Genomic DNA, 17,766 nt, shown 5'->3' on the forward strand with positions numbered 1-17,766 from the left:
TATATTTTAAATATACGAGGAGTGGTAAAGTGTATTATTTTTTGAACACAACAATTCCGATTAATAAATCTGGTATTGAACATGCCCAGATTAAACGCGTTAACCTTTTCAATAGGTTTGATCAACCGTCTAAGATTGTGACGAGAAACTTCGATCCAGATAGTCAAAGAAACCTGCAGGCGGCTGGGATTAATCCTACTAATCATGTGAACTTATTTGATTTTTTGCAACGTACTGAAAACTTTAAAAATACAACAGTCCGTGCAACCGATATTAAAATACCAAGTGGTTCCACGAGAGTGGTTCAAGGCGATGGAACAACGTTGGTAAATGATGCTAAGGGTCGTAAGACGATGTTAATCGAAACATGGCCCAATGAAGAACAAGTTTCAGCAGTTAATTATTATGACTACGCTAATAATTTGTTACGACGTGAGCGGTTTGATCATCGTGGATTCATGTCGATGGCAGAAATTCATAATCCCACTGGTGCTACTAATGTAGAACAGGTCTTTTCACCAACTGGCAAATTAGTTTATGAGTCCTTTTATACCAAGGATGGTTCCGGTGAAATTAAGAACTCTTTAATTCGAGTGGTTGATTACAACGGACAGGATTATGAATTTACTGGAATTATGGGATTACAGAGATTCTTTTTTGATGAATTAAATCGTGTGGATGATGGAAAAAATGTCTTTATTGCTGATCGGGCAACTGAAATGGGCTGGTCGTTACTACACATGGAAACTAAAGCATTTAAAGTACTCTTCTTGCATAGTGCCCATACTAGCAATCCTAAAGATATCATGGATCCAATTTTGAATAATAACTTTGATTTTTCATTACGTAATTTCAAATTCTGGAATGGAGTTATTAATTCAACTCATCAACAAAGTAGTGATCTAGCGCAACGATTTGGCGAACTGGGAACTAAAATTTATACGATTCCGGTTGGAGTAGTGTCACAAGAGTTAATGGATCAACCGCCAGTTGATTTCAATTTGCGTACTCCAGGTAAAATTATTGTTGTAGCACGACTATTCCCAGAAAAACGCTTGGATCATATCATCAAAGCCTTTCAAATTGTAAATCAAAGCATTCCTTTTGCAACACTGGATATTTGGGGATACGGCGATGGTGTGACTGACCCAAAATTAAAGCAACAAGTTCAAGATAGTGGACTGTCTGATTCAGTATTTTTCAAAGGTTATAGTGATAATATTGCGTTCGAGATGGATCAAGCTCAGTTGTCAGTATTAACCAGCACTGTGGAAGGATTTGCTTTAGCAGTATTAGAAGCCCAGTCACATGGTATTCCAGTTGTGTCTTACGATATTCCATACGGACCTTCGGATATTATTCAAAATGATGTCAGTGGAAAGTTGGTTCCAGATGGTGACTATCACGCATTAGCACAAGCAATGATTGATTTATTGTCCAATGATGATTTACTTCAAAAATATAGTGAAGCAGCTTATCAAAATCGTACTCGCTTTGATGAAGCAACGGTTTGGCAGGAGTGGCAGGCGTTGGATGATGACGCACAAGCTTTCTTTGGCAACGTAAAGGGGGGAACACTAGAATGATTTTTATGGTGAACCAGTATTTAATGGAACTTAATTCTGGTGTTGAATATGCTGAAATTAATCGGCAACGCTTGCTCAGGCATTACAAGATTCCTAGTAAAATTGTGACGAGAGATTATAATTCAGCATTACACCGCAATATGGAGATTCTCAATTTAGAGGATCGTGATGTTGTCAATTTGTATGATTACTTTCAAGAAACAGAATCTGTCCCTAGCAAATTTCTTCGTAGCAATGATTTAAATTGGTCATATGAATACGCAGTTGAACAGGGAGCTAACTACAGTCGGGTGACTGAAGGTGATCATGTTGTGGCAGATATTAACTTTGCGGCTGGAACCTTTGGTCGAGTCGATCATGTGGATTACTACGATGCCTATAATCATATTGTGAAAAAAGATTGGTTTGATTGGCGGGGATTCAAGTCGGCTGAGGAATATTTAACGCCGGTTGGGGAAACGCTGGCTAAATTTTATCTTAAATTAGATGGAAGTCACGCGATTGAAGAATATTATATGCAAACTGGTGATGGTCAAACGGTCGTCTCATTATTGAAATTAATTGATTATCATGGTGAAGATTACAATTTTGATAATCGGGATGAACTATTCACATTTTTCTTGGATGAAATCAATCAAGAGGCTGGTTCGAACTCGATTGTAATTGCTGATCGTCCAGTTGAAACCAACTCACCGGTTTTAAATATGAAAACTTCTGTGCATAAATTTATTTCAATTCCAATTCTGCATGGATTAGATCGAGCAAACCAAGATCGAGGGCAACTCGATTCAGTTTATTACGAAGCATTAGTTCAACGGTCGAATGAATTAGATGGTGTGATTGTAATGACCGAAGCCCAGAAAAAAGATCTAAATAAGATTTTAAATCATCCAAGCTTTCCTATTTTTGTTATTCCAGGAAACTCGATATCTAGTAAGCAACAGAAATTAGATTTAATTCCGATGTCAGACAGAAAAGCAAACAAAGCCATTTTTGTTGGTCGACTGGGAGTAGAAAAACAGGTTGATTTGTTAATTAGAGCATTCGGCTTGGTGCATAATGATGTTCCCAATGCTAGTCTTGATATTTACGGTTATGGAGACACAACGGTTGTTAATCAATTAAATGAACTTATTTCGGAATTAGGCCTAGTTCAACAAATTAAGGTTAAAGGGTTTGAACACAATCTAGACGACATTTATAACCAGGCTCAAGTATTTATATCAGCTAATCATGAGGATGCAATGCCAATGGCAATGATCGATGCGTTAGGGCACGGGTTACCTGTTGTTACATTCAGCGATAATTATGGTCCAAGTGAGATTATTGATTCGCATCACAATGGTATACTGTTAAATGATGGTGATGTATTAGGGATGGCTGAATCAATCGTACATTTGTTTACCAATGCTCAAGATTTACAAGAATACAGCAACGATGCCTACAATATTTATAAAAAGTACGGCGATCGAGTTGTGATTAAGCAGTGGAAAAATATGATAGAAACAGAAAAGACCCTGGGTAAAAACTAACGTTTTTACTTCAGGGTCTTTTCATTTCCTAACTTTAATAGTCTAAATCGGAGAAAAAAGGCTGACTCTTCCGCCTATCTACGAAAACCAAACGATTCCAAGTACGAATCATTCGGTTTTCTATACTATGCTCAGAATCAAACCGCCTTTTTTCTCACTCTCTTTTAATTTAGATTTAAAATGTTGCTTCAATTTGCATTTCTTCTTGTGCACTGAAATCAACATCAGGATATTTGCGTTTAAGTGCAGTTAGTAGAATTCGTTTAGCTAGAATACCATTTCTAGTTAAAATTGGTCCGTGGAAGTATGAACCATATACGTTCTTGTAAATAACTCCTTCAGACTGTCCTTGATCATTGTTACCATGACCTTCGATAACTTCTCCAAGGGGACGTTCACCTTTACCGAGATAAGTCATACCATTATGATTTTCAAAGCCGTGATATTTTTCGCCGGTTTCTTTGTTCTTAATCAAGATGTTACCGATGAATCGGTTATGGTCCTGACTGACTGTGTAATGATCAAGAGCGCCAATACCTGGAATCTTTTCACCGTCGGCACCGACATAGTAGTGGCCCAAGAGTTGGTAACCACCACAGATGGCTAACATAGGACCGCCATTTTCAATATAGTTAGTGATGCCATCTTTTTTATCCTGAATATCTTTTGAAACAATGGTCTGTTCGTAATCTTGACCACCGCCAAAGAAAACGATGTCCCAATCCTGACCATTGAACTTATCATCTAAACTAACAACAGTTGTCTTGAGATCAACACCCATTTTGTTAGCGTAGTACTTTAGTGCTAGTAAGTTACCATTGTCGCCATAGGTATTCATTAAATCGCCGTAGAGATGAGCGACATTCAATTCATATTTAAACATTAAGCCATTCCCTCCTTAATGTATCCATCAGCTGCTAATTGTTTACGCAATTGTAGCATGGCTGTATAAGTTGCGAAAACATAAACTCTTTTTGTTGGTAAATCCTTAATTTTTGCAACAGCATCTTTCAAATTGTTTTCAACCCATAACTGGTCATCTTGAACACCAGCTACTTTAAGACGGAAAGTAATATCTTTGTAGCGTTCGCCACCGGTCATATATTGTTGAATATTCATTTGAGTAAGCTTTTCAAAATCGCCGTCCCAAATCCAACTAGTGTCCAAGCCGTCAGCATAGTTGGCATTTAAAAGTCCAACAAATGAGAATGGATCTTTTTCAGTACCGACCATGTCAATAACCTGGTTAATACCAACCGGATTTTTAACCAAGACGATGATGATTTCTTTGCCATCGACATTAATTTGTTCCTGACGACCAAATACTCGTTCATCGGGATCATTTAAAGCAGTTTGAATAGCAGAAGTTGGAACTCCTAAGAATTTACCAACTGAATAAGCAGCCAATGCGTTATAGATATTGTATAAACCACCAATGTGAAGGTTGAAGTTAGAGCCATCAATAAAGAACTTCGAACTGTTTGGTGTGAGTTCACCTAACTGAGTAAGTTGGTAACGTAGTTCTGGACGATGCCATCCACAGTTAGGACAGTAATACTTACCTTGGTTACTATAGGTAATAAATTTGTAGTGAATGATATGCTGACAACGAGGACACAAGACACCATCAGTGTTAAAGTGGGCACGCATCTCACCATCTGGTTGGTTATTGAAACCGTAATAAACGATTGGATTTGGTAAATCCCTTGAGTTAAAGATTGGCGTATCACCGTTAGCAATAATCGTTGCCTCTGGAGCAAGTGCAACACCATCTAAGATTTTTTGATAAGTTGTGTAAATTTCACCGTATCGGTCCATTTGATCACGGAAAATATTAGTGAATACAAATGCAAGTGGTTTGATGTACTTAGTAACTTTAATAACATTTGCTTCGTCAACTTCCAAAACGGCAATATTTTTACCGTTTTTTGATTTGTGATCCGTAAGGAAGGTAGTTACAATTCCTTGTTCCATGTTGGAACCAGTCGGATTAGTTAAAACATGATCGAATTTTTGACGGAGTACTTTAACTGTTAAAGCAGTTGTAAGTGTCTTTCCGTTTGTTCCTGTAATAATAACCACATCGTAGTCTTGGCCAAGTGTTTTTAAAATGTCAGGGTCAACTTTAGTAGTGATTTTTCCGGGGAGTGAACTACCACCCGAACGGAAAGTATGCAGGAACCAGTATGATGATTTTCCAGCCCAAGTGGCTAGGGTACTTTTAAACGACATGATTATCCTCCGTGTGTTGTAAACATCTAAGCTATTATTTTAATCTAAATTCGCTAAAAAAAAAAGTTTCTTACTTATATAACCTAGTGATGAATTTTTAATCTAAATCAGCTATACTTTAAAGTTGGATATAAAAATTAAAGGGTGGGGATTGCAGTGGCACAACTTTTCTTTCATTACGGAGCAATGAACAGTGGTAAATCAATCGAGATTTTAAAGGTTGCTCATAACTATAAAGAACAAAATAAACACGTTATTCTAATGACAAGTGGTGTTGACACTAGAACCAAGGTTGGTGAAATATCCAGTCGAATTGGTTTGAAGAGTCCTGCAATTCCAATTTTTGATGAATCAAATATTTTAGAACTAATTAAGGGCCAAGAGGAAGATGCAGCCTGTGTTTTAATTGACGAGGCACAATTCTTAAAGAAACATCATGTCTTGGAACTAGCTAAAGTCGTTGACGAACTTGGAATTCCAGTTATGACTTTTGGCTTAAAAAATGATTTTAGAAATGAACTATTTGAAGGATCTAAATATCTTTTATTGTATGCTGATAAGATTGTGGAAATGAAGACGATTTGCTGGTTCTGTAAGCATAAGGCTTTGATGAATCTTAGATTCCACGATGGTAAACCAGTATATGAAGGTGAACAGGTTCAAATTGGTGGGAATGAATCATATTACCCAGTTTGTCGTCGCCATTATTTCAACCAGCTAATTGAAGAAACGGAGAACTAAGATATATGCATAACTTTATTGATAAGCTACAAGCAGTTGCGGATCGTTACAGTGAATTAAGCGAACTTTTGGCAGATCCAGATGTTTTAGCTGATTCACAAAAATATACCGCGCTTTCTAAAGAAGAAGGTGAACTGCGTGAAACGGTAGATAAATACAAACAATACCGTGATGTGGTTGAACAAATTTCAGATAACGAAGAGTTACAACAAGAAAAATTAGATCCTGATATGGACGCCCTTGTTAAGAGTGAACTTTCAGAATTACGTGAACAACGCGATAAGTTAGAAGAAGAAATCAAAATCTTGATGCTTCCATCAGACCCTAACGATGAAAAAAATATCATTATGGAAATTCATGGTGCTGCTGGTGGAGACGAAGCTAGTTTGTTTGCTGCTGACTTATATAACATGTACAGTCGTTACGCTGAAAGCCAAGGATGGACAGTTGAAATCGTTGATGAAAACCCAACTGATGTTGGTGGATTTAAAGAAATTGTATTGATGATTTCTGGTGATAAAGTTTATTCCAAACTTAAGTATGAGAATGGTGCTCACCGTGTTCAACGCGTTCCTACCACTGAATCAGCTGGCCGTGTTCATACCTCAACTTCAACAGTTGGTGTAATGCCAGAAGCTGAAGATGTTGATATTACATTGGATCCTAAAGACATTAGAACTGACGTTTATCGTTCATCTGGTGCTGGTGGACAGCATATTAATAAAACATCTTCTGCTGTTCGTATGACCCATTTACCATCTGGTATTGTGGTTGCTATGCAGGATGAACGGTCACAACAGCAAAACCGTGAAAAAGCGATGCGGATTCTTAAAGCACGTGTTTATGATTACTATCAAACACAAGAAACTGATGCATATAATGCGGAACGTAAGAGTGCGGTCGGAACGGGTGATCGTTCAGAACGAATTCGAACATATAACTTCCCACAAAACCGTGTAACAGATCATCGGATTGGTTTGACTTTAAATAAATTAGATCGTGTTATGAATGGTGAACTACAAGAAATAATTGATGCTTTGATTCTTGATGATCAAGCTAAAAAGATGGAGCAGTTACGAAATGAGTAGTAATCTTCCAACGTATTTTGAAGCCCTGAAATGGGCTTCTTTATTTATCCAAAACAATTCGAAAAATGTTGACCCTGATTCAGCACAACTATTGATGATGGATGAGTACCAGTGGAGTCATTCAGAGTTGGTATTAAATTATCGTGCACAGATGACCAGTTCTCGTTGGCAACAATTTCAGAAAATGGTGCAATCAGTTGCTTTAGGTCGACCGGCACAATATGTTACTAAAATTGCTAATTTCTTTGGACGAGAATTCTACGTTGATGAGCGAGTCTTAATTCCAAGAATGGAAACAGAGGAATTAGTGGAGCAAGTTTTAAGTTTGAAATCAGACTTGCCTAATAATGCTAATGTACTGGATTTGGGAACTGGTAGTGGTGATATTGCTTTAACTCTAAAGTTAGAGCAACCAGAGTGGTCAGTCACAGGTACTGATTTATCCAATGATGCTTTAGACATTGCTAAGATTAATCGACAACATTTTGGTGTAGATGTGACATTGCGACAAGGTTCCATGTTCGAAGCATTAGATGAATCGAAAATGAATAAGTTTGATGTGATTGTCAGCAATCCTCCTTACATTGCTGAAGATGAACGTTCAGATATGGATCAAAGTGTCCTAGATTATGAACCCGACATGGCACTTTTTGCAGAAGATCAGGGATTATTCTGGTATAAAGAGATTGGCAAGCATTTAAAAGAATATTTGAATGTAGGTGGTTATTTGTTATGCGAGATCGGATTTAGACAAGGGCCAGCATTAAAAGAGTGGTTCCAAAGCCAATTTCCAGATGCAAATACTGAAATTATCAAAGATATTACTGAACACGATCGAATTTTAAAAGTACAGATGAGGTAATGAGTGATGAGTAAGATATTTTCGAAATCAGAAATTAATGAAGCAGCACAAAAGCTAAGAGATGGTGAACTGGTCGCTTTTCCAACTGAAACAGTTTATGGTCTTGGTGCTGACGCAACTAACGAAACTGCTGTTAAAAAAGTTTATTTAGCCAAGGGACGTCCATCTGATAATCCTTTAATTGTTCACGTTGCTGGTGAAGAAGATGTTAAAAAGTTTGCGACGATTACACCGGCAGCTAAAAAGCTAATGGATCAATTTTGGCCAGGGCCACTAACAATCATTTTGCCAATTATTCCTGGTGCATTGAGTCAAACCGTAACAGGTGGGCTTAAAACAGCTGCATTTCGTAATCCAGCTAATGCGGCCACAATTGAATTGATTAAAACCGCAAGGGTACCACTAGTCGGACCTTCAGCCAATACATCTGGTAAACCAAGTCCAACAAGACCTGAACATGTAATGCATGATTTGGATGGTAAAATTGCTGGCGTTTTAGATGATGGAGAAACTAAAATTGGTGTGGAATCAACTGTTATTGATATGTCTGGGGCGATTCCAACAATTTTACGTCCCGGAGCACTTACGCCTGCCGAATTAGAACCTGTGATTGGAGAAATACAGACTGATCATCATAAAGTTGGTGCTAATGAAGTTCCAAAAGCCCCAGGAATGAAGTACAAACATTATGCCCCCGCAGCTCAGGTATACATCGTAGGTGACTCAGAATGGAATCAAGTTCACGAACTTGTGGATACAAAGTTCAAAGATCAAAGCGCTGTTATGGCCGTCGATCATGTATTAGATGAATATCCATGGGATGAGACAGTTACCTTTAGTTTAGGCAAAAATGTGAATGACGCCGCTCATAATTTATTTGATGGCTTGCGTACATTAGATAATAATGAGAAAATACAAGTAATCTTTGCACAAGAATTTAATAAAGAAGGCTTGGGCGAAGCATATATGAATCGGTTAGAAAAATCAGCCGGTCAGCAACATCTCAAAAATCAAGCACTTTAGGAGGATTTTATTTAATGACTAAACCTGAAATTGAGGCACAAGACCCAGAATTATTTGCAGCAATTAATCGTGAAGCTGATCGTCAGCAACACAATATCGAATTAATTGCATCCGAAAACATTGTTTCTGATGCAGTTCGTGCAGCACAAGGAAGTATCTTAACCAATAAATATGCCGAAGGATATCCTGGCAAGCGCTACTACGGTGGTTGTGAATTTATCGATCAAATTGAACAATTAGCAATTGATCGTGCTAAAGATCTATTTGGGGCCGAATATGCGAATGTTCAACCACATTCCGGATCACAAGCTAATGCCGCTGCTTATTCCGCATTTATTAAACCTGGTGATAAGATTTTGGGTATGGACCTCAATGCTGGTGGTCATTTAACTCATGGGGCAAAAGTTAGTTTTAGTGGAACATTTTATCAATCAGTTAGTTACGGTGTCGATGCTAAAACTGAACGATTAGACTATGACAAAATTCGTGAAATTGCCCTTAAAGAAAAGCCTCAAATTATTGTCGCTGGTGCTTCAGCATACAGTCGTATTATTGATTGGCAGAAGTTTAGAGATATTGCTGACGAAGTAGGTGCCTTCTTAATGGTCGATATGGCTCATATCGCTGGATTAGTAGCTACAGGATTACATCCATCACCAGTTGGCATTGCTGATGTTGTCACAACTACAACACATAAGACTTTACGTGGACCTCGTGGTGGTTTGATTTTATCTCAAGAAAAATATGCTAAACAATTAAACTTTGCAGTCTTTCCTCAAAACCAAGGTGGACCATTAGAACATGTGATTGCTGGTAAAGCTGTTGCATTTGGTGAAGCCTTGAAACCTGAATTTGAAACATATTCAAAACAAGTGATTAAGAATGCTCAAGCAATGGCTGAAGTTTTTGAAAATGAACCAGACTTGCATGTTGTTTCGGGTGGAACTGATAATCATTTGATGACGATTGATTTAACTCAAACGGGATTAAATGGTAAAGAAGTTCAGAACTTATTAGATGGTGTATTTATTACCACTAATAAAGAAGCAATTCCAGATGAAAAGTTAAGTCCATTTAAAACCAGTGGGATTCGACTTGGAACACCTGCAATTACAACACGTGGATTTAAAGAAGACGATGCTAAACAAGTTGCTCATCTCATTATTAAGGCAATTCATAACTCTGAAAATCAAGCAGTATTGGATGAAATTAAGGAATCAGTCTTTAATTTAACAAAAAATCATCCAATTTAAGCAAATAGCCTAGTTTTTTCCTCAGTTTTTCGCTACAATTGATAAGGAAAATTGAAAGGGGCGTTTTTAGCATGGGCAAATTTGAAGTTTTAGATCATCCGTTGATTCAACACAAATTAACAATTATCCGCGATAAGCATTGTGGTACTAAAGTTTTTCGGGAAATGGTTAATGAAATCTCTAATTTAATGGCTTATGAGGTATCACGCGATATGCCATTAGAAGATGTAACTATTGAAACTCCAATTCAAGTTACGAAACAAAAACAAATCTCAGGTAAAAAGGTTGCTATTGTACCTATTTTACGTGCAGGTTTAGGTATGGTTGACGGAATGCTAGAAATGATTCCTGCTGCTCGAGTAGGTCATATCGGTATGTATCGTGACGAAAAGACACTTAAGCCCGTGGAATACTTCGTTAAGTTACCAAGTGACATTAGCGAACGTCAAATCTTTGTGGTTGATCCAATGCTTGCTACAGGTGGTTCAGCAATTATGGCTGTCGATGCGCTTAAAAAACGTGGTGCAAAAGACATTCGTCTTTGCTTCCTAGTAGCTGCCCCAGAAGGTGTTAAAGCCTTGCAAGAAGCTCATCCAGACGTTGATATCTTCACAGCCGCTCTTGACGACGGTTTGAACGAAGACGGATATATTGTTCCTGGCTTGGGTGATGCAGGTGACCGTCTTTTTGGAACTAAATAATACAATTTTAAAAAAGTAGTCTGAATTTTAATTCAGATTACTTTTTATTTTGGACTCAAAATCATGTAGTGAGTAGGGTTGAAGCGCTACCATTGACGGGGTTTGATAGATATTTCTTTTTTTGTGTTTTAGTTGAATTGGTGGTATTATTTCAATTGTATTTTCACACGGAAAATACTGTCTTTTATTACGCTAAACATTAAAATATATGGTAGAAAAGAGGTGATATTCTGTGGATGGTGAATCAATTGCTACATTTCAGTTTCTTGGTTTGACATTCAATACAACGAACATCATTTCCGGAACGGTTGCAGCAGTTATTGTCTTTCTAGTTGTATTTATTATGTCTCGTAACTTGAAGTTACGACCAACAGGTAAACAGAATGCACTAGAGTGGATGATGGATTTCACAAATGGAATCCTACGTGGATCGATGGATGCTAAAAAGTCTACTGGTTTTGGACTTTACGCATTTACATTATTCTTGTTCCTATTTGTTTCAAACGAAATAGGTTTGTTCTTACAAATAGGTTGGAATCATGTTACTTACTTAAGAAGTCCAACGGCTGATCCGATTGTAACTTTGACATTCTCATTGATTACAATGATGCTTGCGCATTATTCGGGTGTGTCACAACTTGGATTTAAAGGATACTTTAAGAATACGTATCTGACACCATTTAAGGTGTGGTTACCAATCAGTATTTTTACTGAATTTATTGATTTCTTAACTCTTGGTTTACGTATTTACGGTGTTATCTTCGCTGGTGAAATGCTCTTGAAGATCATTGGTGGTATGGCATTTTCTGGAGGAATCCTGAATATGGTTGTTGCCATCCTACTTGCTTTAATTTGGCAAGCGTTTTCCGTATTCTTGGGTGCTATACAAGCGTTCGTGTTCGTTACACTAACGTCCGTATATATTTCCGATAAGATCGAAGTAGAAGAATAATTTTAATTAATTTTAGGAGGAACATTTATTATGGGTGCTATTGCAGCTGGAATTGCTATGTTTGGAGCAGCTATTGGTGGAGGTATCGGTGATGGTATCGTTATCTCAAAAATGCTTGAAGGAATGGCTCGCCAACCTGAATTATCTGGTCAATTACGTACAAACATGTTCATCGGTGTTGGTTTAGTTGAAGCTATGCCTATTATCGCCTTTGTTGTTTCATTACTTGTAATGAACAAATAATACTTTTTGATACAGATAATTTCTTAAAAGGGAGGTGTCAATAGATGTTTTCGCATTTTTTGTTAGGCGCAGCAGGTGCTGGTTTATATATCGGTGATATGTTGTTTTACGCAATCCTATTTGTTGTCTTAATGGCTGCCATTGCATACTTTGCATGGAATCCGGTTAGTGCAATCTTAAAAGAACGTGCTGATCGAATTGCTAATGATATGGACTCAGCTGAAGAATCACGTAAGGAAGCTCAAAAGTTAGCTGCTGAACGTAAAGAAGCTTTAGATAAGTCTCATGCAGAAGCAACAGACATTATTAACAATGCCAAGGATAGTGGTGACCGTCAAAAAGCTTTGATTGTTGATGAAGCTCAAAAAGATGCTCAATCACTTAAAGAACGTGCTCATTCTGATATTGAACAAGAACGTGCCGATGCATTTAAGGGCGCACAAAACGATGTTGCGGCATTGTCTATTGAAATTGCTTCTAAAATTGTCAAAAAAGAACTTGATGCTGACAGTCAAAAGGAATTGATTGATTCTTATATCGAAGGTTTGGGTGATAACAAATGAGTCTAGATAAGATGACCATTGCAAAACGTTATTCCAAAGCATTATTCGATGTTGTCGCTGAACATGATCAAGTTACTTCCACACGGGAGGAACTTCATCAGGTTCGCCAAGTCTTTTTAGATAACGACGGATTAGGCAAAATTTTAACGGATAAAGGCCTGAAACATAATGAAAAGTTAGAGATTTTAAATCTATTAACTAAGAGTGCTTCACCTTACGTTAGTAACCTGATCAAGATGACCTTTGACTATGGCCGAATTGGTAACCTGACAGATATTATCGATGCTTTCGATGATCTCTGTGATGCTAACCAGCATATTGTTCGTGCTAAGTTAACTACGGCCGTCCAAATCAGTGACACTCAACGTGATCAAATTTCTCAACAATTTGCTAAACGTGTGGGTGCAAAACAAGTTATTTTAGATAGTAATATCGATGATTCAATCATTGGTGGCGCAATTCTACAAGCAAACGGACTAATCTACGATGGTAGCGTTAGTTCACAAATTAACAAAATCAAACAGATGCTTATTAGTTAATGAAACGATTTTGTAAAGAGGTGAGACTTTTATGAGCATTAAGGCTGAGGAAATCAGTGCTCTAATCAAACAGCAATTAGAAAACTACCAAGCTGAGCTTAATGTAGAAGAAACAGGTACCGTTACATATGTTGGTGACGGTATTGCTCGTGCTCATGGCTTAGATAATGCTCTTTCTGGAGAACTTCTCGAGTTTTCTAACGGTGTCTACGGAATGGTTCAAAACCTTGAATCAAATGACGTTGGTATTGTTATCATGGGTAGCTTTGATGGCATCCATGAAGGCGATACTGTTAAACGCACTGGTAGAATTATGGAAGTTCCCGTTGGAGACGCCTTGATCGGTCGAGTTGTTAACCCACTGGGTGAACCACTTGATGGAAATGGAGCAATCCAAACCGACAAGACACGTCCTATTGAACATAAAGCCCCTGGTGTTATGGAACGTAAATCAGTTGACCAACCACTTCAAACTGGTATTAAGGCCATCGATTCACTTGTTCCAATTGGTCGTGGTCAACGTGAGTTAATCATTGGTGACCGTAAGACTGGTAAAACATCAGTTGCTATTGATACAATCTTGAACCAAAAGGATCAAGATATGATTTGTATCTATGTTGCTATTGGACAAAAGGAATCAACTGTTCGTACTCAGGTAGAAACATTACGTCGTTTCGGCGCTATGGACTATACAATCGTTGTTAGTGCCGGTCCTTCTGAACCAGCACCAATGCTATATCTTGCACCATATGCTGGTGCAGCTATGGGTGAAGAATTTATGTACAACGGCAAGCATGTTTTAATCGTCTATGATGATTTAACAAAACAAGCTGATGCTTACCGTGAACTCTCATTAATCCTTCGCCGTCCGCCTGGGCGTGAAGCTTATCCTGGTGATATCTTCTATACTCACTCACGTCTGCTTGAACGTGCAGCTAAATTGAGTGATGATTTAGGTGGTGGATCAATGACTGCTTTGCCTTTCGTTGAAACACGTGCCGGAGATATCTCAGCATATATTCCAACTAACGTTATTTCAATCACTGATGGACAGGTTTTCTTGGATAGTGATTATTTCTATTCAGGTGTTCGTCCAGCCATTGATGCTGGTACTTCTGTATCACGTGTTGGTGGGGATGCTCAAATTAAAGCGATGAAGAAAGTTGCCGGAACTTTACGTTTGGACCTTGCTTCATATCGTGAATTGGAATCATTTGCTCAATTTGGTTCTGATTTGGATGCTGCTACACAAGCTAAGTTGAGCCGTGGTCGTCGAACTGTTGAAGTTCTTAAACAACCATTGCACAAGCCACTTGTTGTAGAACATCAAGTTATGATTCTTTATGCACTTACACATGGTTTCCTTGATAACGTTCCTGTTGACGATATTCTTCGTTTCCAAGACGAATTAATGGACTTTGTTGAAAGTAATCATAAAGATCTATTCGATGAGATTCATGAAACTCATGATCTTCCTGATTCAGAAAAAATGGATGCTGCTATCAAAGAATTTGCAGAACATTTTAAACCAACTAAAACTACTGAAGCTTAATTGATACTGAATAGGAAAGTGGTGAGAATGAGTGGCAATCTCTGAACAAGATGTAAAGCGTCGAATTGATTCGACTAGAAAAACTAGCCAAATCACGACAGCCATGCAAATGGTTTCAACAGCCAAGTTGAATCAAATTCAAAAACATACCGTTGGGTATCAAGTGTATGCTAAAAAGGTTGAAAGTATTGTGGCTCATCTTGCAATGTCTCACTTAATGAGCGAAGGCTCTGTAGGCGGCTCAGATTCTGATCAGTCTGGAATTTCAGCTATTGATCTTCTAAGACAACGACCAGTTAAAAAAGTCGGCTACCTTGTTATCACTTCTGACCGTGGACTTGTTGGTTCTTATAACAGTAATGTTATTAAGAAAACTAATGACTTCATGGCTAAGAATAATCACGACAAAGATGACTCTGTCATTTTAGCCGTGGGTGGTACTGGTGCTGATTTTTATAAAAACCTGGGTATGAATGTTGCTTATGAATATCGCGGTGTTAGTGATGTTCCAACATTTAATGAAGTTCGTGAAATTGTTAAAACCGTTACTACAATGTACGCAAATGACACATTTGATGAACTTTACGTTTGTTACAACCATTTTGTAAATCGTCTCTCTAATTCATTTGAATCAGTTAAGATGTTACCAATTGGTGGTGACGATCTTGTGGAAAATAAACAGGATGATGCAATGAAGTTTGGTGCAGAATATGATGCTGAACCATCTCCAGAAATATTACTCCAAGATATTTTGCCACAATATGCCGAAAGCTTGGTTTATGGAGCAATTCTTGATGCTAAAACAGCTGAACATGCTTCAAGTTCAACTGCCATGAAGACTGCTTCAGATAACGCAAGTGATTTAATTGCTAACCTTGAGTTGCAATATAACCGGGCGCGTCAAAGTGCTATTACTACTGAAATTACTGAAATTACCGGTGGTATGGCAGCGCTCGAATAAAATTTTTTTACGAGAGGAATTTACGATATGAGTACTGGTAAAGTTGTTCAAGTAATCGGACCGGTTATCGACGTCGAATTTCCCTTAAACGAAGAACTCCCAGCAATTAATAGTGCTTTAAACATTAAGAAAAATGATGGTTCAACCCTTGTTACTGAAGTCGCAATCGAATTAGGTGACGGTGTGGTTAGAACAATCGCCATGGATGGAACCGAAGGTTTACAACGTGGTCTTGATGTTGAAGATACTGGTGCTCCAATTGAAGTACCCGTTGGAGATAAAACACTTGGCCGTGTGTTCAATGTTTTAGGTGAAACAATCGATAGTGGTGAAGCGTTCGATTCAGAAGCAAAACGGAACCCAATTCACCGTGAGCCACCTGCTTACGATGAACTAAACCCAAGTACCGAAATTCTAGAAACTGGAATTAAGGTTATTGACTTACTTGCTCCATATATTCGTGGTGGTAAGATTGGTCTTTTCGGTGGTGCTGGTGTTGGTAAAACCGTTTTAATTCAAGAATTAATTCATAACATTGCTCAAGAACATAATGGTATTTCAGTCTTTACCGGAGTTGGTGAACGTACCCGTGAAGGTAATGACTTGTACTTCGAAATGAAAGGTTCGGGTGTTCTTGAAAAAACGGCCATGGTCTATGGTCAGATGAATGAGCCTCCTGGGGCTCGTATGCGTGTTGCCCTTACAGGACTAACAATCGCTGAATACTTCCGTGATGTTGAAGGACAAGATGTGCTCTTGTTCATCGATAACATTTTCCGCTTTACTCAAGCTGGATCAGAAGTTTCTGCCTTGCTAGGACGTATTCCTTCAGCCGTTGGTTACCAACCAACATTGGCTACTGAAATGGGACAACTGCAAGAACGTATTACTTCAACAAAGAAGGGTTCAGTTACTTCTATTCAGGCCGTTTACGTGCCTGCTGATGATTATACTGATCCTGCTCCTGCGACAACCTTTGCCCATTTGGATGCTACAACCAACTTGGAACGTAGCTTAACTCAACAAGGTATTTACCCTGCTGTGGATCCATTGGCATCAACTTCTAGTGCTCTTGACCCTGAAATTGTTGGTGAAGAACATTATCAAGTTGCCACAGAAGTACAACATGTCTTACAACGCTACCGTGAACTTCAAGATATTATTTCAATTCTTGGTATGGATGAACTTTCAGACGAAGAGAAAACGATCGTTGGTCGTGCTCGTCGTATCCAATTCTTCCTTTCACAAAACTTTAGTGTTGCGGAACAATTTACTGGTCAACCCGGTTCTTATGTTCCTGTTGATCAAACAGTTGCTGGATTTAAAGGTATTCTTGATGGTAAGTATGATGACCTACCTGAAGATGCTTTCCGTGGTGTTGGTCCAATTGAAGATGTTGTTAAGAAGGCTGAACAATTAACAAGTGCAGCAAAAGACTAGGAGGGGATCTAATTGGCTGATAATTCAGTATTAACCGTTAGTATTGTTACTCCTGATGGACAGGTCTACGAAAATGACCAAGCGTCAATGTTAGTCGTTAAGACTAAAGAAGGCCAACTTGGAATTTTGCCCGACCATGTGCCAGTTATTGCATCACTTTCGATTGATGAAGTAAGAATTAAAAATAGCAATGATAAAGAAGATGCAGTTGCCGTAAATGGTGGCTTTGTCGAATTTTCAGATAACTTGGCAACAATTGTTGCTGATACTGCTGAAAATGAAACTGATATTGATGTTGCGCGTGCTGAAAGTGCTAAAAAACGTGCTGAAGCAACAATTCGTCAAGCTCAACAAGTTCATGATAATAGTGAATTACGTCGAGCACAGATTTCACTTAGACGTGCTATTAACCGTATTAATGTTGCAAAACATTAGTATCGGTAGCTTAAAAGCATTTAGGAATTTTCCTGAATGCTTTTTTTCTACCCAAAGTCAAGC

At 38.1% G+C, this 17,766-nt stretch carries 18 protein-coding genes; 16 read left to right on the top strand and 2 right to left on the bottom strand.

From position 1 onward, the window contains the following. Nucleotides 1–29 precede the first annotated feature (29 nt). Nucleotides 30–1,586 (top strand): glycosyltransferase, encoded by a 1,557-nt coding sequence (locus IV88_RS07425; RefSeq protein WP_157059329.1) that lies wholly within the window; start codon nt 30–32, stop codon nt 1,584–1,586. Next, nucleotides 1,583–3,118, top strand: a complete 1,536-nt coding sequence (gene asp1 / locus IV88_RS07430; protein ID WP_057800273.1) for an accessory Sec system glycosyltransferase Asp1 — start codon at nt 1,583–1,585, stop codon at nt 3,116–3,118. The genes IV88_RS07425 and asp1 overlap by 4 nt, the downstream gene beginning before the upstream one ends. A 175-nt stretch (nt 3,119–3,293) precedes the next feature. On the opposite strand, the gene IV88_RS07435 is transcribed toward asp1, so the two are convergent. Then, on the bottom strand, nt 3,294–4,001 hold the full coding sequence (locus IV88_RS07435; protein WP_057800274.1) for a type 1 glutamine amidotransferase: 708 nt from the start codon (nt 3,999–4,001) through the stop codon (nt 3,294–3,296). After that, entirely contained in the window at nt 4,001–5,350 is a 1,350-nt protein-coding gene (locus IV88_RS07440) for a Mur ligase family protein (RefSeq protein ID WP_057800275.1), read from the bottom strand. The genes IV88_RS07435 and IV88_RS07440 overlap by 1 nt, the downstream gene beginning before the upstream one ends. A 156-nt stretch (nt 5,351–5,506) precedes the next feature. Between IV88_RS07440 and IV88_RS07445 the strand changes: the two genes are divergently transcribed. The 14 genes from IV88_RS07445 (at nt 5,507) to IV88_RS07510 (ending at nt 17,703) form a co-directional block, all read left to right on the top strand. Next, complete coding sequence (locus IV88_RS07445; protein WP_057800276.1) at nt 5,507–6,091, top strand: thymidine kinase; 585 nt, start codon at nt 5,507–5,509, stop codon at nt 6,089–6,091. Nucleotides 6,092–6,096: 5 nt separating this feature from the next. Continuing rightward, nucleotides 6,097–7,179, top strand: coding sequence for a peptide chain release factor 1 (prfA, locus tag IV88_RS07450; RefSeq protein WP_057800277.1), 1,083 nt, complete (start codon nt 6,097–6,099; stop codon nt 7,177–7,179). Next, on the top strand, nt 7,172–8,041 hold the full coding sequence (gene prmC, locus IV88_RS07455; RefSeq protein WP_057800278.1) for a peptide chain release factor N(5)-glutamine methyltransferase: 870 nt from the start codon (nt 7,172–7,174) through the stop codon (nt 8,039–8,041). Before prfA ends, prmC begins: the two co-directional genes overlap by 8 nt. A 6-nt stretch (nt 8,042–8,047) precedes the next feature. After that, on the top strand, nt 8,048–9,064 hold the full coding sequence (locus IV88_RS07460) for an L-threonylcarbamoyladenylate synthase (protein ID WP_057800279.1): 1,017 nt from the start codon (nt 8,048–8,050) through the stop codon (nt 9,062–9,064). 14 nt (nt 9,065–9,078) lie between these two features. Next, nucleotides 9,079–10,317, top strand: a complete 1,239-nt coding sequence (glyA, locus tag IV88_RS07465) for a serine hydroxymethyltransferase (protein WP_057800280.1) — start codon at nt 9,079–9,081, stop codon at nt 10,315–10,317. 71 nt (nt 10,318–10,388) lie between these two features. Continuing rightward, nucleotides 10,389–11,018 (top strand): uracil phosphoribosyltransferase, encoded by a 630-nt coding sequence (gene upp, locus IV88_RS07470; protein WP_057800281.1) that lies wholly within the window; start codon nt 10,389–10,391, stop codon nt 11,016–11,018. 232 nt (nt 11,019–11,250) lie between these two features. Then, nucleotides 11,251–11,970, top strand: a complete 720-nt coding sequence (gene atpB, locus IV88_RS07475) for a F0F1 ATP synthase subunit A (RefSeq protein ID WP_057800282.1) — start codon at nt 11,251–11,253, stop codon at nt 11,968–11,970. Between the two features lie 30 nt (nt 11,971–12,000). After that, a complete protein-coding gene (gene atpE, locus IV88_RS07480) occupies nt 12,001–12,213 on the top strand; it encodes a F0F1 ATP synthase subunit C (protein WP_057800283.1) in 213 nt (70 codons plus the stop codon). A 44-nt stretch (nt 12,214–12,257) separates the two neighbouring features. Next, the gene (gene atpF, locus IV88_RS07485; protein ID WP_057800284.1) at nt 12,258–12,776 is read left to right on the top strand and encodes a F0F1 ATP synthase subunit B; all 519 of its coding nucleotides are present in this window, start codon (nt 12,258–12,260) and stop codon (nt 12,774–12,776) included. After that, the gene (gene atpH, locus IV88_RS07490; protein WP_057800285.1) at nt 12,773–13,315 is read left to right on the top strand and encodes an ATP synthase F1 subunit delta; all 543 of its coding nucleotides are present in this window, start codon (nt 12,773–12,775) and stop codon (nt 13,313–13,315) included. The genes atpF and atpH overlap by 4 nt, the downstream gene beginning before the upstream one ends. Before the next feature lie 31 nt (nt 13,316–13,346). Then, the gene (gene atpA / locus IV88_RS07495) at nt 13,347–14,867 is read left to right on the top strand and encodes a F0F1 ATP synthase subunit alpha (RefSeq protein WP_057800286.1); all 1,521 of its coding nucleotides are present in this window, start codon (nt 13,347–13,349) and stop codon (nt 14,865–14,867) included. Nucleotides 14,868–14,898: 31 nt separating this feature from the next. Next, nucleotides 14,899–15,828, top strand: a complete 930-nt coding sequence (locus tag IV88_RS07500) for a F0F1 ATP synthase subunit gamma (RefSeq protein WP_057800287.1) — start codon at nt 14,899–14,901, stop codon at nt 15,826–15,828. A gap of 27 nt (nt 15,829–15,855) precedes the next feature. Continuing rightward, nucleotides 15,856–17,268, top strand: coding sequence for a F0F1 ATP synthase subunit beta (gene atpD / locus IV88_RS07505; protein ID WP_057800288.1), 1,413 nt, complete (start codon nt 15,856–15,858; stop codon nt 17,266–17,268). A gap of 12 nt (nt 17,269–17,280) precedes the next feature. Further along, the gene (locus IV88_RS07510) at nt 17,281–17,703 is read left to right on the top strand and encodes a F0F1 ATP synthase subunit epsilon (protein ID WP_057800289.1); all 423 of its coding nucleotides are present in this window, start codon (nt 17,281–17,283) and stop codon (nt 17,701–17,703) included. The last annotated feature ends 63 nt before the right edge of the window (nt 17,704–17,766 follow it).

The organism is Pediococcus argentinicus (genome assembly GCF_001437605.1).
GTDB lineage: Bacteria > Bacillota > Bacilli > Lactobacillales > Lactobacillaceae > Pediococcus > Pediococcus argentinicus.

What these genes read in the sequence shown, in the direction of transcription:
- asp1 (WP_057800273.1), top strand. Translation starts at nt 1,583, where the DNA reads ATGATTTTTATGGTGAACCAGTATTTAATGGAACTTAATTCTGGTGTT.
- IV88_RS07435 (WP_057800274.1), bottom strand. Translation starts at nt 4,001, where the DNA reads ATGTTTAAATATGAATTGAATGTCGCTCATCTCTACGGCGATTTAATG.
- IV88_RS07440 (WP_057800275.1), bottom strand. Translation starts at nt 5,350, where the DNA reads ATGTCGTTTAAAAGTACCCTAGCCACTTGGGCTGGAAAATCATCATAC.
- prfA (WP_057800277.1), top strand. Translation starts at nt 6,097, where the DNA reads ATGCATAACTTTATTGATAAGCTACAAGCAGTTGCGGATCGTTACAGT.
- prmC (WP_057800278.1), top strand. Translation starts at nt 7,172, where the DNA reads ATGAGTAGTAATCTTCCAACGTATTTTGAAGCCCTGAAATGGGCTTCT.
- IV88_RS07460 (WP_057800279.1), top strand. Translation starts at nt 8,048, where the DNA reads ATGAGTAAGATATTTTCGAAATCAGAAATTAATGAAGCAGCACAAAAG.
- glyA (WP_057800280.1), top strand. Translation starts at nt 9,079, where the DNA reads ATGACTAAACCTGAAATTGAGGCACAAGACCCAGAATTATTTGCAGCA.
- upp (WP_057800281.1), top strand. Translation starts at nt 10,389, where the DNA reads ATGGGCAAATTTGAAGTTTTAGATCATCCGTTGATTCAACACAAATTA.
- atpE (WP_057800283.1), top strand. Translation starts at nt 12,001, where the DNA reads ATGGGTGCTATTGCAGCTGGAATTGCTATGTTTGGAGCAGCTATTGGT.
- atpF (WP_057800284.1), top strand. Translation starts at nt 12,258, where the DNA reads ATGTTTTCGCATTTTTTGTTAGGCGCAGCAGGTGCTGGTTTATATATC.
- atpH (WP_057800285.1), top strand. Translation starts at nt 12,773, where the DNA reads ATGAGTCTAGATAAGATGACCATTGCAAAACGTTATTCCAAAGCATTA.
- atpA (WP_057800286.1), top strand. Translation starts at nt 13,347, where the DNA reads ATGAGCATTAAGGCTGAGGAAATCAGTGCTCTAATCAAACAGCAATTA.
- atpD (WP_057800288.1), top strand. Translation starts at nt 15,856, where the DNA reads ATGAGTACTGGTAAAGTTGTTCAAGTAATCGGACCGGTTATCGACGTC.